Annotated in this window: 34 protein-coding genes and 1 pseudogene; 15 read left to right on the forward strand and 20 right to left on the reverse strand. The window is 70.2% G+C overall.

What is annotated here, in order from left to right:
* Positions 1 to 118: 118 nt before the first annotated feature.
* Positions 119 to 634 carry an RICIN domain-containing protein gene (locus tag ACIQCH_RS25935; RefSeq protein WP_402584606.1) on the reverse strand — a complete coding sequence of 172 codons (516 nt, stop codon included), beginning with the start codon at positions 632 to 634 and terminating at the stop codon, positions 119 to 121.
* A gap of 505 nt (positions 635 to 1,139) precedes the next feature.
* Here ACIQCH_RS25935 and ACIQCH_RS25940 point away from each other — a divergent pair.
* A complete protein-coding gene (locus ACIQCH_RS25940) occupies positions 1,140 to 2,135 on the forward strand; it encodes an AraC family transcriptional regulator ligand-binding domain-containing protein (protein WP_402584608.1) in 996 nt (331 codons plus the stop codon).
* Positions 2,136 to 2,618: 483 nt separating this feature from the next.
* On the opposite strand, the gene ACIQCH_RS25945 is transcribed toward ACIQCH_RS25940, so the two are convergent.
* Positions 2,619 to 2,780, reverse strand: a complete 162-nt coding sequence (locus ACIQCH_RS25945; protein WP_402584610.1) for a hypothetical protein — start codon at positions 2,778 to 2,780, stop codon at positions 2,619 to 2,621.
* Between the two features lie 155 nt (positions 2,781 to 2,935).
* Between ACIQCH_RS25945 and ACIQCH_RS25950 the strand changes: the two genes are divergently transcribed.
* Both ACIQCH_RS25950 and ACIQCH_RS25955 read left to right on the forward strand, forming a co-directional pair.
* Positions 2,936 to 4,423 carry a hypothetical protein gene (locus ACIQCH_RS25950; protein WP_402584612.1) on the forward strand — a complete coding sequence of 496 codons (1,488 nt, stop codon included), beginning with the start codon at positions 2,936 to 2,938 and terminating at the stop codon, positions 4,421 to 4,423.
* A gap of 127 nt (positions 4,424 to 4,550) precedes the next feature.
* Positions 4,551 to 4,718, forward strand: a complete 168-nt coding sequence (locus tag ACIQCH_RS25955; RefSeq protein ID WP_402584614.1) for a hypothetical protein — start codon at positions 4,551 to 4,553, stop codon at positions 4,716 to 4,718.
* A 237-nt stretch (positions 4,719 to 4,955) separates the two neighbouring features.
* On the opposite strand, the gene ACIQCH_RS25960 is transcribed toward ACIQCH_RS25955, so the two are convergent.
* The 5 genes from ACIQCH_RS25960 to ACIQCH_RS25980 form a co-directional block, all read right to left on the reverse strand.
* The gene (locus tag ACIQCH_RS25960) at positions 4,956 to 5,804 is read right to left on the reverse strand and encodes a helix-turn-helix domain-containing protein (protein WP_402584616.1); all 849 of its coding nucleotides are present in this window, start codon (positions 5,802 to 5,804) and stop codon (positions 4,956 to 4,958) included.
* 174 nt (positions 5,805 to 5,978) lie between these two features.
* Positions 5,979 to 6,272, reverse strand: coding sequence for a hypothetical protein (locus tag ACIQCH_RS25965; protein ID WP_402584618.1), 294 nt, complete (start codon positions 6,270 to 6,272; stop codon positions 5,979 to 5,981).
* A gap of 42 nt (positions 6,273 to 6,314) precedes the next feature.
* The gene (locus tag ACIQCH_RS25970) at positions 6,315 to 6,581 is read right to left on the reverse strand and encodes a hypothetical protein (RefSeq protein ID WP_402584619.1); all 267 of its coding nucleotides are present in this window, start codon (positions 6,579 to 6,581) and stop codon (positions 6,315 to 6,317) included.
* 392 nt (positions 6,582 to 6,973) lie between these two features.
* Complete coding sequence (locus tag ACIQCH_RS25975) at positions 6,974 to 7,897, reverse strand: hypothetical protein (RefSeq protein WP_402584621.1); 924 nt, start codon at positions 7,895 to 7,897, stop codon at positions 6,974 to 6,976.
* Positions 7,890 to 8,174 (reverse strand): hypothetical protein, encoded by a 285-nt coding sequence (locus tag ACIQCH_RS25980; protein WP_402584623.1) that lies wholly within the window; start codon positions 8,172 to 8,174, stop codon positions 7,890 to 7,892. Before ACIQCH_RS25980 ends, ACIQCH_RS25975 begins: the two co-directional genes overlap by 8 nt.
* Before the next feature lie 510 nt (positions 8,175 to 8,684).
* Between ACIQCH_RS25980 and ACIQCH_RS25985 the strand changes: the two genes are divergently transcribed.
* From ACIQCH_RS25985 to ACIQCH_RS25995, 3 genes and pseudogenes are all read left to right on the forward strand, one after another.
* Positions 8,685 to 8,996 (forward strand): hypothetical protein, encoded by a 312-nt coding sequence (locus tag ACIQCH_RS25985; RefSeq protein ID WP_402584625.1) that lies wholly within the window; start codon positions 8,685 to 8,687, stop codon positions 8,994 to 8,996.
* A 557-nt stretch (positions 8,997 to 9,553) separates the two neighbouring features.
* Positions 9,554 to 9,872: pseudogene (locus tag ACIQCH_RS25990) on the forward strand (transposase); the annotation flags it as partial.
* Between the two features lie 138 nt (positions 9,873 to 10,010).
* Positions 10,011 to 10,322, forward strand: a complete 312-nt coding sequence (locus ACIQCH_RS25995) for a hypothetical protein (protein ID WP_402584626.1) — start codon at positions 10,011 to 10,013, stop codon at positions 10,320 to 10,322.
* A 438-nt stretch (positions 10,323 to 10,760) separates the two neighbouring features.
* On the opposite strand, the gene ACIQCH_RS26000 is transcribed toward ACIQCH_RS25995, so the two are convergent.
* Complete coding sequence (locus ACIQCH_RS26000; protein WP_402584628.1) at positions 10,761 to 10,967, reverse strand: hypothetical protein; 207 nt, start codon at positions 10,965 to 10,967, stop codon at positions 10,761 to 10,763.
* Between the two features lie 182 nt (positions 10,968 to 11,149).
* Here ACIQCH_RS26000 and ACIQCH_RS26005 point away from each other — a divergent pair, with 182 nt between their 5' ends.
* Positions 11,150 to 11,482, forward strand: a complete 333-nt coding sequence (locus ACIQCH_RS26005) for a GYD domain-containing protein (protein WP_402584630.1) — start codon at positions 11,150 to 11,152, stop codon at positions 11,480 to 11,482.
* A 1,191-nt stretch (positions 11,483 to 12,673) separates the two neighbouring features.
* On the opposite strand, the gene ACIQCH_RS26010 is transcribed toward ACIQCH_RS26005, so the two are convergent.
* The 7 genes from ACIQCH_RS26010 to ACIQCH_RS26040 form a co-directional block, all read right to left on the reverse strand.
* A complete protein-coding gene (locus tag ACIQCH_RS26010; RefSeq protein WP_402584632.1) occupies positions 12,674 to 12,820 on the reverse strand; it encodes a hypothetical protein in 147 nt (48 codons plus the stop codon).
* A gap of 621 nt (positions 12,821 to 13,441) precedes the next feature.
* Entirely contained in the window at positions 13,442 to 14,521 is a 1,080-nt protein-coding gene (locus ACIQCH_RS26015; protein ID WP_402584633.1) for a hypothetical protein, read from the reverse strand.
* Positions 14,518 to 15,096 (reverse strand): RNA polymerase sigma factor, encoded by a 579-nt coding sequence (locus ACIQCH_RS26020; RefSeq protein ID WP_402584635.1) that lies wholly within the window; start codon positions 15,094 to 15,096, stop codon positions 14,518 to 14,520. Before ACIQCH_RS26020 ends, ACIQCH_RS26015 begins: the two co-directional genes overlap by 4 nt.
* Positions 15,093 to 15,344 (reverse strand): hypothetical protein, encoded by a 252-nt coding sequence (locus tag ACIQCH_RS26025; RefSeq protein WP_402584637.1) that lies wholly within the window; start codon positions 15,342 to 15,344, stop codon positions 15,093 to 15,095. Before ACIQCH_RS26025 ends, ACIQCH_RS26020 begins: the two co-directional genes overlap by 4 nt.
* A gap of 155 nt (positions 15,345 to 15,499) precedes the next feature.
* Positions 15,500 to 15,679, reverse strand: a complete 180-nt coding sequence (locus ACIQCH_RS26030; RefSeq protein ID WP_402584639.1) for a hypothetical protein — start codon at positions 15,677 to 15,679, stop codon at positions 15,500 to 15,502.
* Positions 15,679 to 15,951: a DUF6247 family protein gene (locus ACIQCH_RS26035; RefSeq protein ID WP_402584716.1), complete on the reverse strand. Its 273-nt coding sequence runs from the start codon at positions 15,949 to 15,951 to the stop codon at positions 15,679 to 15,681. Before ACIQCH_RS26035 ends, ACIQCH_RS26030 begins: the two co-directional genes overlap by 1 nt.
* A gap of 397 nt (positions 15,952 to 16,348) precedes the next feature.
* Positions 16,349 to 16,663: a hypothetical protein gene (locus ACIQCH_RS26040; RefSeq protein WP_402584641.1), complete on the reverse strand. Its 315-nt coding sequence runs from the start codon at positions 16,661 to 16,663 to the stop codon at positions 16,349 to 16,351.
* Here ACIQCH_RS26040 and ACIQCH_RS26045 point away from each other — a divergent pair.
* The gene (locus ACIQCH_RS26045; RefSeq protein ID WP_402584643.1) at positions 16,650 to 17,144 is read left to right on the forward strand and encodes a hypothetical protein; all 495 of its coding nucleotides are present in this window, start codon (positions 16,650 to 16,652) and stop codon (positions 17,142 to 17,144) included. The two genes, ACIQCH_RS26040 and ACIQCH_RS26045, sit on opposite strands and share 14 nt — an antisense overlap.
* A 104-nt stretch (positions 17,145 to 17,248) precedes the next feature.
* On the opposite strand, the gene ACIQCH_RS26050 is transcribed toward ACIQCH_RS26045, so the two are convergent.
* Positions 17,249 to 18,142 carry a hypothetical protein gene (locus tag ACIQCH_RS26050; RefSeq protein ID WP_402584645.1) on the reverse strand — a complete coding sequence of 298 codons (894 nt, stop codon included), beginning with the start codon at positions 18,140 to 18,142 and terminating at the stop codon, positions 17,249 to 17,251.
* A 642-nt stretch (positions 18,143 to 18,784) separates the two neighbouring features.
* On the opposite strand from ACIQCH_RS26050, the gene ACIQCH_RS26055 reads away from it, so the two are divergent.
* A complete protein-coding gene (locus ACIQCH_RS26055; RefSeq protein WP_402584646.1) occupies positions 18,785 to 19,039 on the forward strand; it encodes a hypothetical protein in 255 nt (84 codons plus the stop codon).
* 39 nt (positions 19,040 to 19,078) lie between these two features.
* Here the strand turns inward: ACIQCH_RS26055 and ACIQCH_RS26060 are convergent, their stop codons facing one another.
* Positions 19,079 to 19,450: a hypothetical protein gene (locus tag ACIQCH_RS26060; protein WP_402584648.1), complete on the reverse strand. Its 372-nt coding sequence runs from the start codon at positions 19,448 to 19,450 to the stop codon at positions 19,079 to 19,081.
* Positions 19,451 to 19,456: 6 nt separating this feature from the next.
* A complete protein-coding gene (locus ACIQCH_RS26065; RefSeq protein WP_402584650.1) occupies positions 19,457 to 19,615 on the reverse strand; it encodes a hypothetical protein in 159 nt (52 codons plus the stop codon).
* Between ACIQCH_RS26065 and ACIQCH_RS26070 the strand changes: the two genes are divergently transcribed.
* Both ACIQCH_RS26070 and ACIQCH_RS26075 read left to right on the forward strand, forming a co-directional pair.
* Positions 19,610 to 20,113, forward strand: a complete 504-nt coding sequence (locus tag ACIQCH_RS26070) for an alpha/beta hydrolase family protein (RefSeq protein ID WP_402584652.1) — start codon at positions 19,610 to 19,612, stop codon at positions 20,111 to 20,113. The two genes, ACIQCH_RS26065 and ACIQCH_RS26070, sit on opposite strands and share 6 nt — an antisense overlap.
* Before the next feature lie 153 nt (positions 20,114 to 20,266).
* Positions 20,267 to 20,761, forward strand: a complete 495-nt coding sequence (locus ACIQCH_RS26075; RefSeq protein WP_402584717.1) for an HNH endonuclease — start codon at positions 20,267 to 20,269, stop codon at positions 20,759 to 20,761.
* A 4-nt stretch (positions 20,762 to 20,765) separates the two neighbouring features.
* On the opposite strand, the gene ACIQCH_RS26080 is transcribed toward ACIQCH_RS26075, so the two are convergent.
* A complete protein-coding gene (locus ACIQCH_RS26080; RefSeq protein ID WP_402584654.1) occupies positions 20,766 to 21,083 on the reverse strand; it encodes a hypothetical protein in 318 nt (105 codons plus the stop codon).
* Between the two features lie 95 nt (positions 21,084 to 21,178).
* Positions 21,179 to 22,033 carry a hypothetical protein gene (locus ACIQCH_RS26085; RefSeq protein WP_402584656.1) on the reverse strand — a complete coding sequence of 285 codons (855 nt, stop codon included), beginning with the start codon at positions 22,031 to 22,033 and terminating at the stop codon, positions 21,179 to 21,181.
* A 59-nt stretch (positions 22,034 to 22,092) separates the two neighbouring features.
* Here ACIQCH_RS26085 and ACIQCH_RS26090 point away from each other — a divergent pair, with 59 nt between their 5' ends.
* The 4 genes from ACIQCH_RS26090 to ACIQCH_RS26105 all read left to right on the forward strand — a co-directional run bounded on the left by ACIQCH_RS26090 (position 22,093) and on the right by ACIQCH_RS26105 (position 25,021).
* Positions 22,093 to 22,236 (forward strand): hypothetical protein, encoded by a 144-nt coding sequence (locus tag ACIQCH_RS26090; protein ID WP_402584658.1) that lies wholly within the window; start codon positions 22,093 to 22,095, stop codon positions 22,234 to 22,236.
* Between the two features lie 39 nt (positions 22,237 to 22,275).
* The gene (locus ACIQCH_RS26095; protein WP_402584660.1) at positions 22,276 to 22,659 is read left to right on the forward strand and encodes a hypothetical protein; all 384 of its coding nucleotides are present in this window, start codon (positions 22,276 to 22,278) and stop codon (positions 22,657 to 22,659) included.
* Positions 22,660 to 23,291: 632 nt separating this feature from the next.
* Positions 23,292 to 24,140 carry a hypothetical protein gene (locus tag ACIQCH_RS26100; RefSeq protein ID WP_402584661.1) on the forward strand — a complete coding sequence of 283 codons (849 nt, stop codon included), beginning with the start codon at positions 23,292 to 23,294 and terminating at the stop codon, positions 24,138 to 24,140.
* A 230-nt stretch (positions 24,141 to 24,370) separates the two neighbouring features.
* Positions 24,371 to 25,021 carry a hypothetical protein gene (locus tag ACIQCH_RS26105; protein WP_402584663.1) on the forward strand — a complete coding sequence of 217 codons (651 nt, stop codon included), beginning with the start codon at positions 24,371 to 24,373 and terminating at the stop codon, positions 25,019 to 25,021.
* Positions 25,022 to 25,339 lie beyond the last annotated feature (318 nt).

A 25,339-nucleotide genomic window follows, 5' to 3' on the forward strand; every position in this document is an offset into this window, starting at 1 on the left:
TCCCCACCGTGCGGCGACCGACGGCATCCTCACGGTCGATCTGACCGCACGACGGAAGCCGCGCGCTATCCGACGTTGGTGTCCGGACCTGCTGCTCCTCGGCTCCCGTTCGAAGGCCCTACGCGGAGTAGAAGACCCAGTTCTGCTCGCTGGGGTAGTCGCTGGCGCAGCGCCACAGGGTGAGGTACGTGCCGTTGGCGTGGGTCTGGCCCTTGTTGGTCAGGCATCGGTAGTCCGGGCCCGAGTACAGGGTCCAGGTGCGGGCCTGGTTGAAGCTGAACAGCTGCGGGTAGTTGGTGGCGCTGGTGTCACAGGTCCACAGGGTCAGGACCGCACCGTCGGTGCTGTAGCCGTTGCCGGAGGGGGTGAGGCACTTGCCGCTCGCCCGGTTGATGATCTGGTTGCCGCCTCGGGTGGCTCGGACCTCCCACTGCTGCAGGGTCGAGCCGGTGCAGTCCCACAGGGTGATGATGGTGCCGTTGGAGGTGCCGTTGCCCTGCGGCGTGGCGCACTTGCCGGAGGTGTCGTTCTTCAGCACCGACCAGGAGGCTGCGCTTGCCTCGGGGGCGGTGGTCATCTGGGTGGTGATGAGGGCCAGGAAGGCCGTGAACAGGGCGATTATCGACTTACGCATGGTCAACTTTCTCTGTGCCGAGGCCGGCGGTTTGCTTGCTTCGGTTGGACCAGGGGACAAACGAGCCTGGTGTGGACCCTGGGGTGCTGCGTCGGCTTCGCCTTACCGTTGGAGGCGTAGAGGACCGCCTTGTCGGTGACAGGGGCTCAGCCTGCGCGGCTGTGGAGCTGGTGAACAGGGGGCCCAGGGCAACGGCAGCGGTTGCGCGAGGCGGCGGGCGGTCGTTCGCATATGAATCTCCCCTTCGCAGGGCCCCGATTCTTTGTGTCGAGGTGATCCGCGCCGTGCGGGAACGAGCACCACGCTAACGCCGAGAAAAGATCTTGGAACGGGACAACACCCGCCAGTCAGGGGACCGTACGCGCCACGGGGGGATCCCTCCACGCCACAACAGGGACTCCAGGTGCCGTGCACCGACGATGGGCTGGCAGTTTGCGTTGGCCTATGCTCAGCCCCTGTGGTTTCGCACACGCATCCTGGAACGATCTCCTCCGCACTGACTCGTTTGAACGTCAATGCCGCGCGGCAACTGGGGGTACCCACACACGGATACGCACACCTTCTGGGGGCGGCACCCGAGCACCTCGACGACGAGCTCTGCCGAATCCCCGCGGCCACGGCGATCCGCATCGCGGAACTGGCCACTGTCCACGCCCGATGGACCGACCTCGCCGTCGTGCTGGCTGAGCAGTCGAGCATCGGCGCTCTCGGGGTCTGGGACTACCTGATCACCTCCGCACCCACCCCGCTCGAAGGGATCCGGGACGCCGCGGCCTACTTCGCCACCGTCGCCGACTCGGCCACGGACACCATCCAGATCACCGAGGACGGCGAACAGGTCACGATCAGCCACGTCAACCAGGGCGACCTGACCCACGAGGCGGCCTGCGCCGTCCGCGCCTACGCCCTCGGCCTCTACATACGCCGCCTCGGCGAAGCCGCCCGGCGCCAGCTCGTCCCCGTACACGTCACCCTGGCGGCCAAGGCACCACGCCGGCACGACGCCCTGACCAAGCTCTACGGCACCAGGAGACTCGACTTCGAGGCCGCGGACACCTCGATCACCTTCCTCGCCCGCGACCTGAAGGCCCCGGCGCCGCACGCCCAGCCGGGTCTGTCGGCCGTGCTCCGACGACACGCGGAGCAGACCCTCGCCGCCGCAGTCCCGCTGCGCAACTGGCTCGACCTCTTCCGCACCGCACTCGCCTCCGCCCACGACGAGGCCACACCCACCCTGGCCACGGTCGCGCGACGCATGGCCATCAGCGCCCGAACCCTCCAACGCCGCCTCGACGAACACGGCACCACATGGAGCCACGAGACCGAAACCGTACGCCGCGCCCACGTCACCAGGCTGCTCCACCACACCGACCTCAGCATCGACGCCATAGCCACCCGCAGCGGATACGCCGACGCCCGCGCCCTGCGCCGCGCGGTCCACCGCTGGTACGGCACCACGCCCGGAACCCTGCGCCGCAGTGGCCCTGACGGGTCCTGTTGACCGGGGAAACGCACCGTAGCCTCAAGAGGTCCTGACAGAGGCGTTGGGACAGGTAGCCCCGCGCTGCCGCGGCCGGGTGCGCCCCGCGCCCGCCCCGGCGTCCGGTCGGAGCCGCCCATCCCCACGCTGGCGCCTGGCCACCGATTGTCGTCAGCCCCGGTGCCCGCAGCAGCGAGGCGGGCCCCGGCTTCTTGAGGCCGTCGAAGGTCGAGTAGAGCGGGCGGCTGGGGAGCTACTCCGGGCGGGGTCTCTGCCGCTGCAGCCGGTTCACCGGGTCCGCGACTACGCCGTTCGGGGGGCCTTTGCCGGCTGACTGGGCTCGCGGCACGCGGTGGTAGCCCTGGCCGTCGGGGCCAAGCGCTGGGTGCCGTCCTCCAAGGCTTTCGGGTGGCGCCCGTGGAGGACGGCGTCGGAGGCGGTGTCGGGCCCGGCGTGGGACGTGGTGCCGCTGCGTGTCCCGCCGGAGCCGATGCGCTGTTGTGGCTAGTGAGGTGTGTCCTGATGGCGGTTCGCGTTCGGCTGGGGTTCCTGGCCGCGGGTGTCGACGACGGCGCGGTCGAGGATGGCGGAGGCGTGGGTGACGGTGCCGGCCTTGCCGCGTGCGGAGTCGCGGGTCAGTTGTGAGCGTTCGCCGAGGAAGGCCAACGTGGACTCATTGAAGATCCATTCGGTGCGTTCGCCGAGTTGGCGGTCTTCGCGGGCGACCGCGATGCCGGCGCGGCCTGCCGCGTCGACGGCGCGGCGCCTGCCTGACCAGCGGATCGGGCACCGGCATCGGCAAGACCAATGTGATCTTCCAGGTGAAGGGCACGGACCCGGACGGCAACCTCAAGCAGGTCCAGATCGAGGTCTGGGACGCCGCGAGTGGCCAGAACATCCACAGTGAGTGGCTGTGGCCCAACAGCGACGGAGTGGTCACCAAGGAAATTTCCTGGGACAAGTTCACGTCCGGCCGCAAGTACTTCTGGCTCTCCCGGACAGTGGACTGGGACGGGTCGGGGTCCGCGGGCAGCGGTCCCGCCGACTCCGGCGGTGGCGGCTGGTGCACCTTCACGGTTGACCACACCGCTCCGGCCAGCCCGGCCGTCCGCTCCGCCCACTTCCCGCCGCCGGGCCCCGACGGTGCCGTGTGGAGCCTGGCCCCGGCCGGCACCCCCGACCAGTGGATCGAGGTCCTGGGCAACGGCACGAAGGCGGAGGACATCCGGGAGTTCCAGTGGCGTCTGAACCGGCCGGCTTACGACCAGAAGGTGTGGGTGTGGGACACGGCCAACGCGCTCGCCTCCATCAAGCTCAAGGTCGACACCGCGGGTCCCAACGTGCTGTACGTGCGCACCGTGAACAAGGCGGGGAACCTGTCCGCGCCGACCACCTACCTCTTCTACGTCCGGCCCCGGGCCAGCCTGGACAAGCCCGGCGACGTCACCGGTGACGGCTTCCCCGACATCCTTGCAGTGGACGCCAAGGGCAATCTGCGCACCTGCGCCGGTGATGCGACGGGGGACACTGACGCCTGGCTGCCCGGGGCCGTCGACAACGGCAAGCCCGTGGCCGACGGGTACTGGAAGGACGCGTCGGGCAAGTCCGCGCTGATCAGCCACTCCGTGGACTGGTTCCCCGGCGACGGAGTCACCGATCTGATCGCCCGAATGCCGGACGGCAAGCTGTACGTCTACCCGGGTGACGGGGCCGGTCGCTTCGACATCGGCCGCCGCATGGAGGTGCTGCTGCCGTCCGGCGCACCCGACGCGGCCTCGCTCACGCAGATCGTCACCACGGAGGATGTGACGGGCGACGGCCTTCCCGATGCCTTCGCGCGTGCGGGGGACGCGTTCTGGGCGTTCACGGGGTACACCGGCGGAAGCTTCGGCCAGGCCAAGCTGATGTCGGCCACCGGATGGACCAAGCGCGACATCGTCGGTGTCCGCGACATCTCCGGCGACAAGGTCCCCGACCTCGTCTTCCGCGACGACGCCGATCCCAACCGGGGGCTGGCCCTGCGCGCGGGGAAGCCGGGCGCGAGCGGTGGGGCCGACCTCGCGTCGCTGGCCACCGCCGGGGCAGCCGTGGACTCCAAGGACTACACGTACGCCACCACGGGATGGGGCCGGGCAGCCATGCCCTTGGTCCTGGGCACCCCGGACGCCAGCGGGGACGGTGTCCCCGACATCTGGGGCGTGACCCCCACCGGCTATCAGTACCTCTGGCGCGGCGGCACTACGACGACCCTCGGTGACGCCAGCGGCCGTGACGAGGACGACTGGCACACGTTCCTCACCATCGGATAGCTGTTCAGGCATACAAGAACCGCCCCACGGCGCCGAACGGCGCCCGGCCACAGGACCTCGGTCCGGCCGGGCGCCTTTGCGTACGGTGGTGGGGCGGGCGGCCGTCGCACAGCCGGAGGAGCTCGTGGTGGCGCGGTCGCTCGTGCCGACCGCGCAGCCGGGGGCCGCCCGGCGCTGTTGGTACGACGTGCTCCCGCTCGGCGCGGGGCGGACGGCTCTGGTGGTCGGCGGCGCTCTGCGGGACGTGACGATGATGCGGAACGTGGGCACCGCGCTGCGTCAGATCTGTCGCTGATCAGTTGCGACGCCGTGGGCCTGGGTCGCCACGCTTGCATCCGCCAAGGACTGGGCAGTTTTACTGATCGATGACAGTGTGGGCCGGTCGTCCGTAACGGATGGCTGCCTGGCGCAGCCTTTCGGCGCGGCCTGCTACGGCTCACTGGACTCCGAGGTCGGCGAGGGCGGCGAGTTGGTCGGTGTGGAGCCGGTCGCGGCGCTGCTTCCTGCTCTCACGGCAAGCACCGTCGCGGTGCTAGGACGCCTTGATGAGGTCGTTGATGAAGTGCCATGTGTCGTGGGGGTTGAGTGCCTGGGCTTGGAGGTGGTCGTACATGATGTGGTACGGGTGCCGGTCGGCGTGCTTCTCCAGGTAGAGATCGCTGGTGAAGCGCTCCAGGTAGACGACTCCCGCATCCGCGTCGGGAAACCCGAGGATGGAGAACTGGCCCAGGAGCCCGGCGTGGGCTCCGGCGGAGTGGGGCAGGACCTGCACGGTGATGTGCGGTTCGGCGCCGAGGGTGTTGAGGTGCTCCAGCTGTTCTCGCATGACCTCGCGGTCACCGACCGCGCGGTGCAGTGCGGATTCGTCCAGCACCGCCCATAACCGGAAGGAACGGGCGGGGTGGTGAGCCCGGTGCTGGCGCCGCAGCCGCACGTCCAGGCTGACGGCGGCTTGTTCGTCCGTGATGTGAGGGACCGTTTCGGTGATGAGGGCGGCCGCGTAGGTGCGGGTCTGGAGCAGGCCGGGGATCACCAGCGGCTCGTAGGTGTGGATGGAGGCGGCTGCGGTCTCCAGCCCGACGTAGACGCCGTACGGGATGTTTCCGCAGGAAACCCACCAGCCCTGCTGGCGCGATTCCTTGGCCATCCGCATCAGGGAGTCGACGAGGTCCTGGTCGGCGACTCCGTAGAGCCGGCACAGATCGCGTACGTCGCGCGGGTTGATGGCGCGGCGGCCGGTCTCGATGAGGCTGATCTTGGACTGCGACACCAGCAGATGTCCTGCCGTCTGCATGGAGGTCATGCCTGCGGCCTTGCGGAGCTGGCGGAGCTCCGCGCCCAGGCGGCGCCTCCTGACCGTGGCATGTCCGTTCGCCGCCATGGGCGGTGTACCTCCAGCTCCAGAACGCGCGCGGGCTGCACACCTCACGTCAGACACCGACAGAACGCATTGTGCATAGGCGGCCGATCAGGTCGTGCACCCGCATCGCGAGCACCACCTGTTTGGCCCAATGCGGAGTTGACGGGCTGTCCGCTCGTGGCTGGTAGAGGCCGGTCAGGGGGATCCGGTGATCCATCGTCGGAGAGCCACGTACGTGGTGTCGTCGACCCGGCAGAGCACGTCGATGGCATGCAGGTCGCCGTCGCGCGGCGTAATGCCCGCGACGGTCAGGCACGTGTGCAGGTCGTGGCGTCGACGGTGGGTGAGGCCCTCGGTGCCCGGTCGGCGGTCCGCGTCGGGGAGGGGATCGGACAGGGGGTTCGCGGGGATCCGGGCGCCGGCTTCCTCGTCGTACGGTAGACCCCGTAAGCCGGGGAACCGGTAGGGGTCGGCCTGCCAGGCGTTCATGCGGTGTCCTCCGAACCGGTCACCGGCTGGATGTCCCGGCGCTCACAGCTGCGGGCCTTCCAGGGCGTGGGCACCTGCGGTGATGACCTCGGCGAGCCGGTTGGCGAGTGCGACGCTGCACCCTCCGAGCCGGACGAAACCGCGGCAGCCCACCGGCCCGTCGTTGCCCAGCGAGGGGAGGGCCAGCCCGGCGAGCGCGAGTGCGGCCTGAAGGTTCGTGACGGCTTCCTCCCCAGCCTGGTACGCGGCGTCCTGGCGCCGCCTGTACCGGAGGCGGTCGGCGTCGGCGTGGGTGAGCACGTGGGTCATGGTGTCGACCTCTCGGTCTGGGTCGGGTGGATGGAGCGCGTCGCGCCGCGAACGGGGCGGGTCGAAGCCCTCGTGCGGTGCTCGAGGGCAGGGCCACGGTGGGTCAGCGCGGGAGACTCATAGGGCTGAGACTGTGCGCAGCCCGTGACTTATGGGTTTCGATCTTCGTTCCTGGGGTGCACGTGATCACGTTCGTGGGTTTCCGGGAAGGGCTGAGGTGTCCGAGAAGTTAGCGGCGCTCGACTGCATGGCATTGGGCGTCGGCGCCACCGCGCTCCGTGGCCCCGTGCCCGGCCGCCCCCGCACGGCGGATTCCTGCGCCGCCGCCCCGCCCCCGGTCGCCCCGGGCAGCCGGGGGCGACCGGGCAGCACCCGGCGGGAGCGCGCGACCCTCACGATCCGTAGCGGAACCGGTACCGGTACCCGGTGCCCGTACGGTCGGGGTCCCGCTGGTCCCGCCCCCCGTAGTCGGGGAGCGATGGGCCCGGCCTGCCGCCCGCCGCGGTCGGCGGCCGGAGTTGGGCGGACCGACCGCTGCGGTGCCGCGGAGCGAGTTGGCGGGGTGGGCGCGTCAGAGTGATCTGCCGGACGAGTTGCTGGAAGCAGGCCAGCGCAGCGATGGGGGGAAGGGTGGCCGCGGCCTGCGCGGCGAACGTCCTCGGTGCCTGGGCCACGCAGAGCAGCGTGGCCAGGGTGGAGAACAGCAGGACGATCGACCAGGAGTGCAGGGCCCGGTGCTGGTGCAGGGCGGCCCGCAGGATGGACAGGGAGGCCACCATCCAGGGGCCGTAGATCAGCAGGGGCCACCAACTGGCCACGTCGTGCGCCGTGCGGGGCCCGGCGCTGTGCCGCAGGGCCTCGCAGACGGCGAGACCGCTGAACATACTGACCACGGTGGCGATGACGGCGACGAGCACGGCCGTGCAGAGGCTGCTGGTCCGCAGGACGGCCACCACCGGTGTCCTCGCCGTGCTCCCCCGGCGGTGCCCGCCCGGGACCGGTGCGGGATGCCGTTGGCCGATGCCCGGTGGGAGCCCTCCGTCGGCCGGGCCCGAGGCGAGGCCGACTCCGACGCCGGTGACGGTCTCGTCGCAGGTCTGACCGAACGTGACCTGGCCGATCGACTCTGCCCGCCCCGGTGCCGCGACGTTACCTGTGCTGCAGAGATGGGCTAGCTCCTCCGACAGGTCCCACGGGGCGTCGACCCCGCCCGGCCCGAGCGGCCCGCCGTAGGCGGCGTGCTGCTCCCGGTCCGCCTCCGGCCAGAAGGCAGCGGGCTCCGACTGGGGCGAGTAGTGGCCGTACTGCTCATACACGGGGCATCCGCCCACGTGACTCGCCGGTCGGCGCCTTGAGCGCCGCGACCTCCTGCGACCTCCGGTTGAACTCGTCCTGGATCCTGAACACCGTGTCCAGAAAGTCCTCGAAGATCGAGGACGAATAGTGGAGGTTGACCTCCAGGCCCTCACGGTGAAGGGTCGCGTCAGTTTCCTCGGCCGCGCCTGGCGGGACGGGCGTGTACGTCCATTTCCCCACCCTTGCGGTCCGGGTTTGCCCGTCGACCGCGTCGCTCCCTGTGCTCAGCGAGAACATTGCTTCGTTCTTTGCTCTTGTCATAGTCCACCCAACGCTCCGGATACCGGCGAGGGTTTGCTCCGTACAGGTGACGCCGACGAAGTAAAGCAGTGTTGACCAGTGTCTTTTATCGGTTCTGCGCTCACGGACGGCACGTCGGGGCGGTGGTCCGGTATCCGGTCGGCGCGGCGGTCCTTCCAGCTCGAAGGGGGGACGACGGAGCCCGATCGCCTCGGTCGGCACGATCGGTCCGCGCGTCCCGGAGAGGCACCTCCGCTGGCTGCGGGCACATCATCGGACGGTCGACGGGCACCGCGCACGGGGCCGCGCCACGGCGCTCACGCCCGGGCGCGCGCCCCTGATCGGGAATGCCCGCATGGTCGTCCGGTCCGCCGCCGGGCCGGTGGCCGTCGTGACGGCAAACGGCTGACGGAGCGCAACCCGTCATATGCCGAAGCGTTATGACGAGATGTCGCCGGAGAGCCGGAACGCGCTCCCCATGATCACCTTCACCGGAGAGGACCCGCAGTGACCAACAACCTTGTGTGGTTCGCATTGATCTGCTCCGTACTGGGTACGGGTGCCACCGCCTGGACCTCGTCGGGCGTCGGCCGCATGCATCACCTGGACGCCCGCGAACTGCGCCGCTGGCAGCACCTCGGGCACATCCTGTCCCGGCACGCCGAGGCGACGAGACCTCCCCGGACGGACATGTCCGGGGCCGCACCCGAGCCGGTCGGCGCTGCGGCCTGCAAGGGATGCGGTGCCCGCGGCGGGGGTGATGCGGACCAGGCGCAGGCCGCGAACGACGATGGCGTCCCGGCCGCCGGCCGGGCGTAGGCGAACGCCCGGGCGCCCCACAGCCAGGACGGCCGCTCAGGGGCGCGCTGGTAGCTGGTGATTCGGGCCCGGAGGGCGGCCGGTGGGCCGGCTGTCGCGGTTCCGGGCGGTGCGCCGACCGACGCATTCCCTCTACCGGATCCGGTGCCGTCGTTGTCGACGCCCCTACGTGCGGTGCGTCGTGCTCTGACCGCGGGGGAGCGCGCAGCTCTGGCCCGGGGGCCGGAGGCGGCCCGGGCTCATGATGTGGTCGGGCGTCGACCGATGCAGTGGCGGAACCACACCTGGGAGGCCGACCATGTTCAGGCGTCGCTGGTGGTCGATGCGGATGGGGAGCTGGTGCGCCCGTGGGGGCGTGGTTCATCGATGTGGCAACGAAGACCCTCACCGGTACCGCGGTCATCCCGATCCTGGCAGCTCTACGCGCGGCCGTGCTGCGCACCGGCCTGCTGGTCAGCACCCGGGCCTGGCCCCTGCTTGCGGCGCGCATGGCCGGCGTCGACCGGGCTGTGGCCGCGCTCCCGGCCCAGCAGGGTCCCGCCGCCAGGCCCGCCCCCGGCCAGAACTACCCCGCGATCGTGCGGCTGTGGGAGAACGCGTGGGCCGGTTCGTGCCGTTCCTCCAGTTCGACACCGAGATACGACGGATCGTCTGCACAACGAACGCGATCGAGTCCGTGAACGCGCGGATCCGCAAGCCGTCCGGGCCCGCGGGCACTTCCCGAACGAGCAGGCCGCCATCAAGTGCGTCTACATGGCCATCATGAGTCTCGACCCCACCGGCCAGGGGCGTAAACGCTGGACCCAGCGGTGGAAGGCCGCTCTGAACGCCTTCGACATCACCTTCGACGGCCGGCTCTCAGCCGCCCGCCGCTGAACCCCCAACAACTCCAAAACCACCGTTAACTTTACGGACCCGTACGGCACGTACAAGACCACCTACTACGAGGGGCCGCCTGTCCCGTGGTGGAAGTCCTTCCTGCGTAGCCGGGAGATCTGGCGCCTGGTGCCAGCGGTGCCGCTCGCCCTGATCGCGGCCCTGGCGTCTCGTTGGTTGGGCGACAGGATGGTGAAGCCGCTGGACATCGACAACCTGATGGACACCCTGCTGATCGACGCCTTCGGGCTCGGAATCAGCTCCAGGATGGTCGTCCTCATCGGCGCCGTCGTCAACAAGTCGGTGCATCTGATGTTCGGTTCGCCGTTCCGGGAGGAAGACGTCTTCGAGCCGTGGCGGGCGGTCACCCACGCGATCGTCGGCGCGGCCCTCGCCGACGTACTCAACAACCCAGCGGAACCCGAGGAAAGCCCGACCGAGGAACCGTAACGCCATTCTTTGCATAGTAGTTGCCTCCTTGGTGTGCCAGTACGTGGAACCTTTGCCGCGGAGGTCCTGGACGAGGTCGAGGTTCCAGCGCGAGGCCTGCTGGACCGAGCGAGTGGAGAAGGAGGTGCCCTTCTTGCAGCCGGGTTCCCCGGCGTCATCGCCGTACACAGGGACGGTTCAGACCGAGTTCGTACGGTCGGAGTCGGGAGCGCCCGGCGACTTGTTCAGGCCGAAGGTGTACGTCGTACCGTCTCAGGTGACCACCCGCTAGAACTCGCCATCCTTTCGGGTCGGTCAGCGTGCCGTCGTCGTCGGTGCTGTCAGCCACGTCTCGTTGAAGACCTGCGAGGCGTCGTCGTCCTGATTGGCGCGCTTTCGCTTGCCGCGGGCTCTCCTGGGAGCAGGAGGCGGGGGTCTGCACCACGAGCTCGTCGACGTCTACCCGTCGATGATGTCGTACGCGACCCGGACATCGGCCGAGCCCGCCGCCAGTTCCCGCGCCGCGGCGGCCTGCAGTACCTGAGCCGACGGCCGCTGGTGGGCCTGCGCCAGTGCCGCTAGCTGCTTCCGCGCCACAAGGCGCCGCCCGCTCCTGCCGCCGGTGCTCGATGGCCGCAGAACGAACGCGACCCCGTCGGCGAGCACGGCAGACACCGCCCGGGGCAGGTCTCCGATCCTGTGCCCGCCCTGGCAGGTCTGGAGGACGTGGCCGCCCGGCTATGGGCTGTCCCGGTCATCGTGCCCGGCTGATCGGGGGACCTACGCGACACGTCCGGCACCCTGCACTCCAGTGCGGGCACGCGTGGATGAAACGAAGGAGACACGCGATGCCGCTCTATCTATCGAGATTCAGCTACACGCCAGAGACCTGGGCGAGGCTGACGCTGCACCCCGAGGACCGCGCAGAAGCCGCTCGGTCGTACATCGAGTCCGTCGGCGGGAAGCTCCATGGTTTCTGGTACGCCTTCGGCACGCACGACGGCTACAACCTGTGGGAAGCACCGGACAACGTATCCATGGCCGCGGTGGCACTGGCGATCAGCGGCGGTGGCGCGCTCAGCTCCTTCGAGACGACCGTCCTCCTGACCGTCGATGAAACACTCCACGCCCTGCGCAGAGCCGAGCAAGTGCGATACCGGGCTCCCGGCACGGAGCAGTGAGCAACACAGGGCTCAATAGGATCTTCGGCAGCCTCTCCTGCTGGCCTTCTGCAGCCCCCGGCCGTCATTGGCCTGTGGTGGCACCTCCACTGGACGTCTTAGCGGCCGGCCGAGGAAGGGTGTACGTCGGCCCAGGCAAGGCCAGGCCAGGCCTGCGGCTGCGCGCCGCACGAGTGCGGCCGCGTGGTCTCTGTGTCCTGGTGCGCCGAGCACGGGGGCAACGTGGAGCCGGTGATGGAGCGGCAGCCCGGTGGCGGGACCCGCCGGGCACCGGGTGGCTCCGTACACGAGAACGGGTTCTCACCTACGAAGCCAAGCTGCTCGCCCTGTCCACCGACCGCAGCATTGCGATTACTGTAGGGCTGCTGGCCCACCGCTCCAGCGCTGGCATCCTCCAGGCGATCCTCACCGGCGCGGGCGCCGCAGCCACCGGCCTGGCTATCTACTTCGCCAGCGTCTCCGCCTGCGCATGACCACCACGCCCGGAGACGACCTGCGCGCCCTGGCCGCCACCGCCCTCGGCACCCCCTGGCGGGACTGACCCGGTGGCTGCCTCGCAAGGCAGCTTCATCGCGGCCGTGGCACGATCCCGCCCGCTGAATCCGCCCCCACCCCCCTATCGAAGCGTTTTCCCAGGTCAGCCCCGACACCCGCCTTTTCAGGTGTCGGGGCCTGGCCAGCGGTCCCCCGCACTTCGCTGAACAACCCAGCGCGAGGCCCGCCGCGAGTACGAGAAATCTTGGAGTCGAGGCGAGGCTCGGGCTTGAGCCCGTGGGCGCCGAGCAGGTCCCACCCGGCACAGAACGCGCCGCCGGCGATGGCTATCGCGGTGATGAAGCCAGGGGGAGAACGAGCCAGATGTGCCACAGTCGCAGACCGCGCCGTTGGGTCTCGTTCCGGAGCAGGGAGAGTCTCACGGTCACCACGACGGCCCATCATCGCGGCTGGTTCCGCGGTGATGGGCAGTCAACAACACGGGGTCCGCCTGGGGATCTGGCTCACACGCCAACGCGGCCTGCACACCACGGGCAAGCTCCCCGTGGGCATCTTCCAAACCCTCGACGTCCTGGGCATGCGCTGGGACCGTCTCCCGCCCAAGGAGGACAGCTCACCGCCGCCTGGAACCGCGCCTACGCCGCCGCGGCCCGGTACGCCGCCGAGCACAACCATTCGGCCGCGCATCGCGCACGGTCACACCTGGGGGTTGAACCACCTCATCACTTCGACGACCACTGGCACGTACACCGGAGACCAGAAGACCAACGCACGCTGCCAGGGCGGCCTGCGTCGGTTGCGCTTCTTCTTGCCGTTGTTGTCCGTGCCGTCCGTGCTCGTCATGCGGCACCTCCCGGTGCTCTCAGTTGCCCCCCGATCAGGGGCCCTGCCGATTGGCAGGTGTAGGGAGAGAGCCTCAGTGAGGTAGCCCAGAGTCTACGTGTAGCGCTGACATCGAAGCAGCGGCCGACGGAAAGTCAGGAAGGCACGGAGGGGCGGCAAGTCGTGGAGCCGACTTGGCTGCCGGACCTGAGCCACTTGAGGCAGGGCCGCGGCAGAACGGCTGGCGCCGGGTTCGGTACGACTGAGTCGCCATCGGAGTCGCCCACCGCCCAGCCGACATCCGCGCTCTCCTCGCCGCCGCCGGGCTTGAGGACGCTGAAGGCGTCGACCTCGCCGATCCGGAGTTCGGCGAGGGGAAGGGCGCGGACCCGGAGGACTGGGACCCAGCTACGTAGCGAAGGTATTGCGGCAGCGGCCCCGACCCCCCTGCGGGCGAAGGCCGCTTCCGCGAACCGGCAGGCGCGGCAGATCGCTCTCAGCGCGGGTTGTCGGCCACGAGAGAGGTGGACGCGGCTCTCGTACTTGCGGCGGGCCCTGCGCTGGCCGGGAAGCCCGGGGCACGGCACCGGTCGTCCCGCATCCTCCGCAGCCGTCGGGACCCAACCGAGATGTCTGCGCCGGTCATGTCAGATCGGCGAAGTTACGGATGGTTCCGGATCGGACGACCCAGATTCCGCTTCCGGGCGGGGTCTCGTCTGAGCGGGCCTTGAGGGCTTCGGTGTCTACGGGCGGGGGCCATTGGGTGCGCTGCGACCAATGCACTCCGCTGAGGTGCTGCAGCCCCGTTAGATCGGCGTCGCGCAGGTCGTCATGGGTGAAGTCGTCCAGGAGTCTGCACGCCGCGTCGGCATCGAGGCGAGGGGGCTCCTGGCCTAGGGCCAAGCCGATAGCCCGGCAAACCTCGTTGGTACGGATCTTGGTGAAGGCATCGAGGTTAGGAGTGTCGGCGCGGCCCAGTTCGTGGGTGTGGGCGAGGTCGCGGGCGCAAGCGCGGGCGCGGGTGAGGATGAGGGCAAAAACGATGTCGGTGTCGAGGCCGAGGTCGCGTGCGCGGCGGCGGGCGACGTGGACACTGCGGGCGAGCTTGAGGCTGTTTCCGATGTCGAGGTTGGGGTTGAGGTCGTTGGCGAAAGCGCTGGCGCGCCTGCGGGTGACGGAGAGAAGGCCAATGAGGTCGCGGTTGTCGGCGAGCAGGAGTTCGCTGGCGCGCTCGAGGGCGAGGTCCAGGTCGCGGGCGAGAGTGTGGGCGAGGGCGCGGGCGAGGGCGAGGGCGAGGCCGGGGGCGAGGCCGGGGGCGAGGGCGAGGTCGTCGGCGTGGGCGCGGCGGAACTTGCGGTCGCGGTCGAGGTGACGCTCGAGGCAAAGCCTTGCTGCCTTGACGTCTGGATGGGCGCGCAGGGCCATGCGGTCTGTGGGACTGAGTACCGGAAGAGAGCTTCCTGCCCTGGGGCGGTGCTGAGTCTCGGCCGCCCGGGGCTGGGGTGCGGGCGCAAGGATGTCAGCCAGTCCGGATTCGACGTCCAGGACGGTGTCGAGGGCGTCGACAGCAGTGTCGTGACGGGAGTGGATGAGGATTTCGCGCAGGCCTGCTTCGATATCGAGGGCACGATCCAGGCTCCTGTCCAGGCTGTACTGGTGCCGGTCGAGCCGACTGCTGACTGTCTGGTCCTCGTCGTTGCCGTGCGTGTGCTGGCCGGTCACTGTCCCTCCTCCCCTTCCTTGATCGCTTTGGCCATGGCGCGACGGGCTTTGTAGAGGCTGGCGCGCACTGCCTCGTCGCCTAGGCAGAGTTGTTCGGCGATGTCGCCGGGGGTGAACCCGGACAGGGTCCAGGCCAGGATCTGTCGCTGCCGGGCCGGCAAGCTGTCCAGCAGGGGCAGCAGGTCGTGGAGCGTCTCCCATTCCGCAATCGCGTCCGGGTTGGCCAGCAGCGACGTCGGCTCCGGTACCTGTTCGACGAGTTCCTCCTCGCAGGAGGCGATCTTGCGGACCAGCGCGCGGGAGGCGACCGTGTATGCCCACGCCCGGGGATGTTTGATGTCGTCCCAGTGCTGATAGGCGGAGAACATCGTGTCCTGAGCGATATCCGCCGCGACGTGCACGCCAGCGCCCTGGTTCACCAGGAACCCCACCAAGGAGCGGACGGTGGCGCGGTAGAAGGAGCTGAACGCCTGGTCCTTCGCGTGCCGTAGGCCGTGCCGCTGGTCGAACTGATCCGGTGTCGCTGGTGCGACGGCGGGGCGTTCAGCGCTGTCGCCCTGTTCGTGGACGCTCATGCTGAGGCACCCTCCCCTTGCTCCTGAGGGCGGGAGATGCGTACTCGCAGCCGCTGGCCGTCACGGTCCTGGTCATCGAGTTCCACCAGGCCGCCGGTGACTACCTTGTCCGCGATGCCGAGAAGGTAGTCGTGCCGGCGCTGCTCGCGGTGAGCCCGCCAGCGCAGGCGCAGCCAGAGCCCGCACAGCGCGAAGGCCTTCGCGGTGATGACCGAACCGATGGTGATCACGGCCGTGGTCGTGTCCATCCCCTGCCCTTCCCTGACACCGGGCCTGCCCCCGGATCGAGTCTTGTGCAGGAGGTGAGGTCCAGGGGGCCTTGATCGTGAACTCCGCGCGCGAGCTCCTGGCCCCCCAGCGCGCGGTGCCGTCCGCCAGACCTGACGTGCTGCCTGGTGAGAGGTCACCCGGCCCAGGCCATGGCGATGACACGCAGGTGCCCGAGCTGCCGGTTGACCGAGTAGACGACGGTCAGCGCCCCGATGGAGGCCCGCCGCACGTCCTCGCCTTCGGGGTCGGTCCGGTCCCACTGGGGCCAGCTCCACGGGGAGCGGGCGGCGATGTCGAGGAGGTCGCGGACCATCACCTGCACAAGCGGGTCGAGGTCGGCGAGGTAGGCCGCGGTCTGGGGGCGAGCCGGACGGGCCAGGCGTCGCTCACCGGCGGGCCCCGAGGACGTCCTCGAGGGCGACGCTGTCGGTGTCCGCGAAGCCGGAGTCGACGAACGCGGCGACCGCCGGCGCGGTCTCCAGACGCCCCGGCCCACTCGCGCACGACGTCGTACAGCGCGGTCAGGTCGAATGTCGCCCGGGACTCCTCCAGGGCGGCGTTCCAGTCGCGATCGAAGGCGGGCAGTCAGCGCCTGGCCGCTGCGTGACCGGCGATCCGGGTACGGAGTTTCGCTGCGGCGGCCGGAGCCGGCGCCGCTGGCGCGGCCGTGTGCTGGTGTACGGGCTGTGAGCTCATGCGGAGTCCCTTCCTCGCCTCGAGTGTGAAGTCCCGGCCGCCGATATGGGAAGCGGATCCGGGCATCCACCCTGCACGATGCCCCGATGAGTACCTCATCTTTCCGGCTGCCGGTTGTCTACGCCGACGAGTCCGGGCACTCGGGCCCCAACCTGCTCGATGCCGAGCAGCCGGTGTTCACGCTGGCCGGAGTCCACCTGGATGACGACCTGGCCGCCGCCCTCGTCGACGAGGTCCGCAGTGCCCGTCCGGCCAGAAGGAACCTGAGTACACCTCCCTCGCCCGCTCACCCTGGGGCCGGAGGGCGCTGCTGCGGGCCTTCGAGCAGTTGCCCGTCGGCAGCATGCGTGTCTACGTGGTCGACAAGCGGTTCATGGTGATGACCAAGCTGGTCGACGTGGTGGTCGAGCCGCAGGTCTTCGCCAACGGCCACAACCTCTACGAGGACGGCCAGGCGCTCCGCCTGGCCGACCTGCTGCACGCGGTCGGCCCGCGGCTCGGCGCCCCGGCCGCCTACGACCGGCTGCTCCAGGCCTTCGTGGGACTGGGCGCGGCAGAAGGCGCCGACCGACGCCTTGTTCGCCGCGGTGACGGCCTTCAAGGACACCGTGGCGGCCGCCGACTTCGCCGAGCTGATCGGTTCCCTGGAGGACTGCCGGGAGGTGGCCGAGGAGACCGCTGCCGGCCTCGCCGCCGGGGACGAGCCGGACCTCCTCGACCCGGCGGTCCCCTCGCTCTACTCCCTGTGCCGGGCCTTCGGCGAGGACATCGGCCAGTTCCGGCTAGTGCACGACGAGTCCAAGGTCATCCACTGCAACGCGGCCCTGCTGAGCACGGTGCACCGGATCCCGGACCCGTCGGAACCGGGGCGGTTCATGCCCCCGCTCATGGCCAGCCGGATCGAGTTCCCGGACAGCACCGCCCACCCGCAGCTGCAGGTGGCCGACTGGGCCGCGGGCGCCGCGCGGCAGTGGGCCGCCCAGGTGGCCACCGGCTCCCGCGACCGGTTCGCCAACGAGCTGCAACAGGTCGCCTTGCCGTGGGTAGTCGACGCCATCTGGCCCGGCAGCACCGACTGGTGACCGCCCCGCCCGGCGCCCGCCGGGCCCTGGTGTCGCGCACCGGCCTGCTCTGCCCCGCGCAGGAACTGGGGTCACGGGGAGAGCTGAGCCCAGGGGTCGGCCGGTTATGGCGCCGTGGCGGGGGCGCAGTTGGTTGAGCAGAACTGTGGGGGGACCATCCAGCCGGGACTGTGCCGGGACAGCGTCCGGCCGCACGCGGCGCAGTTCCCTGCGGCCTTTCGGATCCTGGAGATTTCGGTGTTCGCCACTTTCTCCAGGCGCAGCCGCTCGCGGTCCATCCCGTGGCGTACGGCCATGGCGACGTCAGCGTCCCAGTACATGTCGTCGATCAGGTTCAGGTCCCCGAAGCACGCCTCGAGCATCCGGTCGAGGACCCTCGCGACGGTGGCGCGGGCCACGGCGGCACGGACGAGCTGGTCACCCTCCGGCCCTGTGCTCGCGTTGCCCGGGTTGTTGGAGCCGGCCTCCATCCGGGTGTGGCCCCAGTTGCTCGCCATCCTCACCAGTTCGTGCGCTGAGCGCTCGGCGAGATGATCGGTGCAGAAGGGGATGTCGAGTTCCTCTACGGGGTGGTGGCGGCACTGAGGGGTCCGACAGAGCTCGTAGATCATTTCCTGGGTGAGGATCAGGTCGAAGCGGCGCCCGTCACAGCTCACGACCGCGCTCTCCAGGCGACGGTGGGACTCGACGAGCAGCGCGGTGTCCATCTCGGTCTGTGACAACGCCCCGGCGAGAGCCAGCACGGTGCCGTAGGGGACCGGCCCACCCATCAATTCAGAGTTGAACATCTGCGGACCGTGGATGTCGTATTCGGGGTCGTAGCCCCAGGCCACGGTGATCTGGGGAGAGGTCGAGCACTCCGCCAGCAGGTCGCGGAAAGCGAAAGCTCGGGGCAGCTTGGTGTCCTCGGCGTCGCGCAGCAGGGCGGTGTACTTCCCGCCGGCCTGCTGCTGGGCTTCACGGGCGCGCTGGGCGGCGGAATTCTGGCTGCGGGGCATCAGTGTCTCCGGATCCGGCGGGCACACCCACGCTGCCCACCGACGGGAGGTACACGTCTGCGGACTCCGCGGGCCCCGAAGGACCTTGGCCGATCGCCGGCCGACGGCGTGGGCGTCGAGCCTGCGGCGGGTGGCGGTGCGCGTCCAGCCGCGAGCACCGTAGCGCAAATCCACCCCCGCCGCGCCTGGAGCTGACGATCTGGCGCCGAGTCGAGCTGGCTGCCAGGGCTCCGCTTCAGGCCCTGGCGCGGGCCTGGAAGACCGTACGCCGCAGTGGGCTCTGGACCTGTGCGGCCGGGTCGAGGGCGAACCCGCCGCCGGGCAGCTGGGCGGGGTGGCTGGAGGGCCGCTATGCGATGGCCGGCCTGGCCAGCACGACTGGCTACCCGCCCAGCACGCCCTCGACGCCTTGGTGCTGCCCTACCAGCTCGAGGAGTTCCAGCGGCTCGACCGCCTCGTCCCCGGCTGCCAGTGGCACCTACTCACCGCCGAGGGGCTGATGCCGCCGCCCACTCGCGAGCTTGTCCAGGATCAGCCGCAACGCGCCCGGTGCTGGGTCGGGGGGGCGATGTCAGACCTGCCTCGTAGCGTCGAAGGCGCGGGGGTCCGGACCGGGACCGCTGAGGATGTGAGGAACAGGTCATGGGCGAGATCAGCATCGAGCGGCAGCACCTTGACCGGCTGCTGGCCGACAGCGCGAGCACCTATGGCGCCCCCTACCAGCGCGCCTTCGCCGAGCTCGCGGATGTGCGTCGGGGCCGGCCCGTCGCCGAGATCCTTCCGCTGCTCCGCCGGGCCGCCGACGAGGCGCTGCTGGGCTTCACGGACGCGGACCTCCGGGAGCAGGCGGAGGCGATCAGTACGGGCGAGCTGTACGTGCGCGTGACGGTGTCCTGACCGCGGCCGCGCCGTGCCGGACGTACGCCGGCGGGCAGGTCAGGTCTTGCGCCGGCCTTGGCCGGCGTGTGTGAGGGCGTCGGCGAGCTGGTCGTGGTTCATGGAGGAGCGGCCCGGGATGTCGGCTGCCGCTGCCTTCTCATACAACTCGGTCTTCGTCAGCGACCGTAGCGACCCGGAGGTGCGGGCCTTGTCTCCGGTGTCCTTCGGGCTGCGGGCCCGCTCGACGCTCGCGCGCAGGGCCTCCATCAGGTCGACGACGCCGGCGGGCTGGGCGGCCGGCTCGGCCTTCTCCACGGCTTCGCCCGCGGCCTTGGCCTCGATCAGGGCCTTCACCTTCTCCTGGAAGGTGTCGTGGAAGTCCTCGGGGTTCCAGTCGGTGGTGAGCGCGTCGATGAGCTGGTGGGCCATTTTCCCCTAGGCCGGGGTCGGCTCCGCCTTGCCCGGCAGGTCAGCGACCTCCTGGTGGGGGTCCCGGATTTCATCGGCCCAGTGCAGGGTGTGCAGGGTCAGCAGGTCGCCCGGGCGGCCGGCGACTTCGCCCGCACGAAGTCTGGGCTCGGGAGCCCGGTGCATGTGATCGCGGCGTCGTTCGCCGGCGGGGCGGCCGCGCTGCACGCCGGGTCGCGGCCGCAGGATGTGGACTGGCTGGTGCTGCTGAACCCGCGGCTGGACTACAAGGACCGCTACGTCGACGGCCGCCCCTACTTCGACGGCGACTACCTCACCCCCGAGGCCGCCCGGGACCTGGACGAGCGAGGCTTCACGGAGCTGTCGCCGTTCGAGCTGGGCCGGGCTCTGCACAACGAGGTGTTTTACCTCGACCCGGACGTGTATCTGCGTGCGGTGCGGGCGCCAGCGTTGTTGGTGCACGGTACGAAGGACACGTTCGTGCCGGTGGAGTCCTCCCGCCGCTACGTCTGCGTGCTCGGCGGGCCGGCGGAGTTGATGGAGCTCGAGGGCGCGCAGCACGGGTTCGCCGTGCACGAGGATCCCGCATACGCGCACCCGCAGTCGCAGGCCTGGCAGGCGCAGTTCATCGAGCGCGTCACCGGCTTCCTGACTGCCGAGTAGGGCTTGTTTGCCGGGTCATGCGATGATCGCGCCCCCGGCTTTGGCTGTGCTGGCAGCATCTCTGCGATAGAAGGACTGAGCGTGCCCCGACGTAGCTTCCTGCCGGGCCAGGCAACCGAGAGGCGCCGCCGCAGCTTCATGCTCTGGGAAGCCATGTGCGTGCTGTCCGCAAACGGAGGGCGATGCGTCTATTGGTGCAGTCGCCCCGCAGAGACCATGGACCACGTCGTACCGTTCGCCAACGGTGGTTCCGACGATCTGGACAACCTTCTTCCTGCCTGCCGCCCTTGCAACAACGCGAAGCAGAAGCGTGACCCCGTCCGCTGGTACATAGCTCAGGCGATGGACGAGAGCTGGCACGGTCGGGGGTCGCTCACCGCCCGCGGACCAGGGGGCGAGGCAGGTCTGAGGGGACGCTACCTGACCTTCCACGAAGAGGTCTTGGGTGCCCTTGATGATCTTGAGGAGGTGGCGGCTGAGGTCCGGGATCCTGACCGGCAGGCCTGGTTCCTGAAGCAGTTCTTTCACCTCGGGCGCCACCCGGGCATCGTCGGCCCTCAGATCTGGCTTGCCTTCTACGGCAACCGGATAGCCGAAGCCCAAGAGCGCGGATTCTCTGGCCTGCGGGCAACTCAGAGCGAAGCATGAGGACCTAGACGGTCACAGCGGTCAGCGCTTGGCGGAGTTCGCGTACGGCAGGCCGGCGTGCGTAGGGTCGCAGCTGTCCGGCGGTGTGCCGTAGCTCGGTGAGGGCTTGGCCGAAGCCGGGGCCCGCGGCGAGGCCCAGGGCGGTCAGGCCGGTGGTGGCGGCCTGGTCGGGCTCGCCGGCGGCGGCGAGGGCGCCGGCGAGGTGGGCGGTGAAGAACGCATGGTCCCGGGGCGCGAAGCGGGCGTGAGGCAGGCGGGAGCGGAACATTTCGACGGCCTTGGCCGATTGTCCGGCCTCGCGGTAGCTGATCGCACTCCGCACCGCGAGGCGGTCGGTGCTGTATCCGGCGCACAGTGGCCCGAGTTCGACGTGGGCCTGGTCCAGGGCACGGGCGACGTCGTCGGTGGGGGCGCCGGTCAGGGCGAGGGCGCGGGCCTGCTGCTGCAGGGCCTCGGCGCGGGCCCGGGGAAGGGGCCGTGCGCGGCCGCGGCGGCGAGGTCGGGCATCCGGTCGGCGTCCTCGCGGCCGACGGCCTGGGCTTTGCGTAGCAAGACGTAGGCGTGCATCGGGTCGTCCCCGGCGAGCATCGTGAACTCGGCCGCGCGGTCGTGGAAGAACAGCACCGTCTGGGTGGGGGCGCCGCCGTCGCGGTGGAGGAAGGCGGTGAACTCCGCCGCCCGCGCCCCGAGCGCGAACGGCTCGCGCCGCACCGGCGCGGGGCTCTCCCGCAGCAGCTCGCCGACCACCTCAAGGAGCTCGATCGCCGCGGGCAGCGCGCGGCGCGTGCCGGGACGGCCGTCGGCCCGCGCGGTCTCGTCGAGGACGGTTCTCAAGTGGCCGACCAGGGTGCGGTCGCTGTAGCGGCGGGCGTCGCCCAGCGCTTTGTCCAGCCGCTGCGCGCCGTCTGCCTCGAGCAGGGGAGCACCGACGACGCCCTGTAGGAAGGACCGCCTGCGCATGGCCTTCCCCGCGCCCCCCGTGCCCTCCGTAGCCGCGGCGGCCGGGGCGGTCTTGTGGTGGTGCGAACGTGGCGGGGTGAAGCCGAGTTCCTCCAGGGGGATGCCGAACATGGCGCGCAGGATGCGGCGGGAGAGGGTGTTGGGCCAGCCGGGCGCCGCGGATTCCCAGCGGCGGACCTGCCGCACGGTGATGGTGGCGTGCTCGCCGAGCAGGGCGGCGTGCTGCTCGTAGGCGGCGGCCACGTCGGGCTGCAGAGTCCAGCCGCGGGCGAGGCAGGGGGCGGTGAACCGTGGGTTCCCCTGCTCGGGCATCAAGACCCCCCGTACGCCACCGGACCGGTGGCGGTATGGCCGTGGCCGACTTTGAGGTGATGGCCCCGACGGTACTCCTCTTCGAGCTCCGTGAGATGTCCCCTGATGTGTCCGCCTTCGCCCTCCTGGCGGCCCCTACCGTCGAGATGCCCGACCAGGACCGGCGCCCTCGCATCGCCGCCGGCGCGGTCGTGGGCATCTGACCTACCGCCTGCCTGCCACCGAGCGAGAGGGGCACCGCCATGACCACCACCACCCTGGAGCGGACCGAGTTGGCCCGCTTCCTGACCATCGCCGGCGAACGCCACCGCGCCGGGGCGAGCCTGCCGCAGATGTTCTCCGGCGCGGTCGACGCCTTCTGGCACGACCAGCTCACCACCCCCGCCTACGCCGCCTTCTCCCTCGAGCACGCGGGTTCGATTGTCGGCCACAGCCCGATCTCTGGCTCGGGCTCGATCGACTGGGTCGACGCCTACACCGAGGCCTACGGGCCGCTGCCGGCGATCTGGTTCACCGACGAGCGCGGCCGCCTGGACGGCGAGGCCTTCGCCACCTACATCACCACCGGCCGCGTCACCGTCTCGTGGAACTGCGGCCCGGAATTCACCGAGGAGCCCGCGCAGTGACCCAGGCCGCGCACCGGAGCCCTCGCCCGCCCGGGTGGGGGCTCTGCGCATCACCGCCGACCGCACCACCACCCCCGCCTTCGCCGAGTACATCGAGGCGACCGCGACGCACTGCCCCTACCTCGGCCCATCGGTGGGCTACGGGCTGACGTACTGGACGACGTACGCGATCGAGCCGGGCGCGGACCTGTTCGATATCGAGGGCGCCCTGTTCACCGCCGCCGTCGCTGCGGCGGAGCGGGTACGTCTTCTGGCCAAGGGCGCCCGCGGGCACCTGGTGTGCGAGAACCTGGTCGTCGTCGGGGCCGCGTGCCGGCACCTTGACTGGCCGCCCTGGGCGTTGAAGAACCGCTACGGCCCCGTCGGGCTGATGTTGGGCAAGTTCTGGGAGGGCGAGCAGGGCACCGACCGCCACGGCGCCACCCTGCCCGTCCCGCCGGCCACGTTTCTGTCCGTCCGTCCCGCCGTCCGCCCCCGCGACCCGCGCTTCCTCCATAACACCCCCGACCTGGCCGAGGCCGTCCGCGAGGGCCACCACGACGGCGCAGCGTCTTCGACGCCCTGGGCCGCGACTGGTCCGCCGTCCGTTCCTGGGCCGCCCGACTGCCCAGGCCCGAGAAGGAGAGCACTCCGTGAGCACCGAGCCCCCGATCCCGACGGCCGCCACGGTCGCGGTCGCCGCGCAATGCGGCTCCGGCCTGACCTTGACCGCGGTCACCGACCGCCGTGGGTCGGTGGTGTGGAAGGCGGTCGGCCGCCGGGGCGCCGCCGCCCTGAAGGTCGGCCGCGGCCCCGGTTACCCCATCACCGCCCGCGAAGCCGCCGCCCTGAGGGCTCTCAAGGTCGACTACCTCCCCGGCGGCGGCGTGACCGCGGACGCGGCCTGGCTGCTGACCGCATGGCTTTCTGGGCCGACCACGTACGAGCTGTTCGCCCCTGTCCGCGCCAGCAGCGGCGCGGCCGGCCTGGAGCAGGCGCGCACGGCGGCGGTCGAGGTGTGTGCGGCTGTCGCGGAGTTGCACGCGGCCGGCTGGGTGCACGCTGACCTGCAGCCTTCCCACGCCCTCCATACCGCCACCGGTGTGAAGCTCATCGACCTCGCCTGGGCCTGGCGGTGCGGCTGGGACCAAGGCGAGGACTTCAACGGCGGCCTGACCCACCTGCTCGCCCCCGAACTCGCCGCCGCCGTCCTGACCGGGGACAAGCCCGTCAAGGTCACGCCGGCCGCCGACGTGTACGCACTCGCCGCCACTTTGCGCACCTGCACCACCGGCACATGGCCCCTGGACTACGAGGCCGCCGGCATCGACCCGAAGGCCTGCACCCCGCACCAGCTCCGCGAGCACATCGCCACTGGAACCATCCCCATGGCCGCTTCCCGGCCTTGGCCCGATCTCCAAGAGGCTCTGCAGGCCGTGCTCCTGGCAGGCCCTGCCGCCCGCCCGACGTCTGAGGAACTCGCGAAGGTACTGGCCGCGTAGCGCGTGCGCGCTGTCGCTGGCCAGCCCGGCAGGTTCGCGGCTGAGACCCGCCCTGGGTAGACGGCCTTCTCGGCCGTTGCAGACGCCGAGTTCGAGCGAGAAAAGATGCCTATTGAGCTATTCAGGGTGTATGCGCTTATTTATTAGGGAGCAATGGGTTTGGGGTGTCTGGAGCGCCGGAACCTTGTCCGTTGGGCGGATCTTGCTCTCATACGGAAGGACTCGATGCCATGAAGGGCATCACGCGCAGGGTGCTGGTGCTTTGCGCCGCTGCCGCAACGGTGGCTGCGGCCAGTGTTGTTCCAGCACCCCTCGCTCAGGCTCGGACCAGGGCCTTCAGCGCTCCACAGATCGGCATCCAGTTCAGCGCCGACGGCAATGCCGCACAGTGCGGCGGCAGAACGGGCGAGCAGTGGGAGTTCGACCATGACGTGACCGAAGCGATCCGCTTCGACACCGACTCCCGCGCCGGCGGCTGCCATCTCGCGTTCGGCATCTACGACCCCGACGCGCTCCTGGCCGGTACCTCCGTCACCTACACCTTCAAGCCCACGCCCGGCGCTGACCCGGCCCAATGCGGAAACCCCGGCACTCACCAGATGCCGGTACAAAGGACGTCCCGGACCTTCGGCCCCAGCATCCGGATCGACACCGACAACCGGCCCGGTGGCTGCGACCTCACGTTCGCTCTGTCGAGCCCCATCGGCATGTCGATCGACGTCGACTACTCCTCGGACGGCGACCGCGCCCAGTGCGGGAACGCCCGCCCGTTCCCAGGCCTTTTCAGCCCCGTGGACAACTCCCGCGCGTACACCATGCGCATCGACACCGACGACCGACCTGGCGGCTGCCGGTTGCAGCTCCGGCTGGCCACCTTCTAGCCAGCCGCCAGCCAAGCCCCCGGGCGCGGCGGCGCTCCCGGCCTGCAGCCAGGGCCGGGAGTGGCGCTCGCGTGTTGCGGGGGCGCAGTCATTGGGTGCTCCGGCTCACACTCCGTGGTGAACGGCAGGCGTTGTGCCCAATCGGCTGATTCTGATCGCCGTGTGTTTCAGCGGTGTTCGTGTGCTCGCTGATTTCGTCATCATCTTCAAAAACGGGCGTAATGCTTTCTCTTCCTCCCCTCTACACAGGTCGGCCCCTTGCGGACCCTTAACCGGTGAAGGCGCTCGCCTTCACCGCTGCGATGTGGGGGCCCGCGG

It is taken from the genome of Streptomyces sp. NPDC093225 (genome assembly GCF_044753805.1).
In the GTDB taxonomy this organism is placed as follows: Bacteria; Actinomycetota; Actinomycetes; order Streptomycetales; family Streptomycetaceae; genus Streptomyces.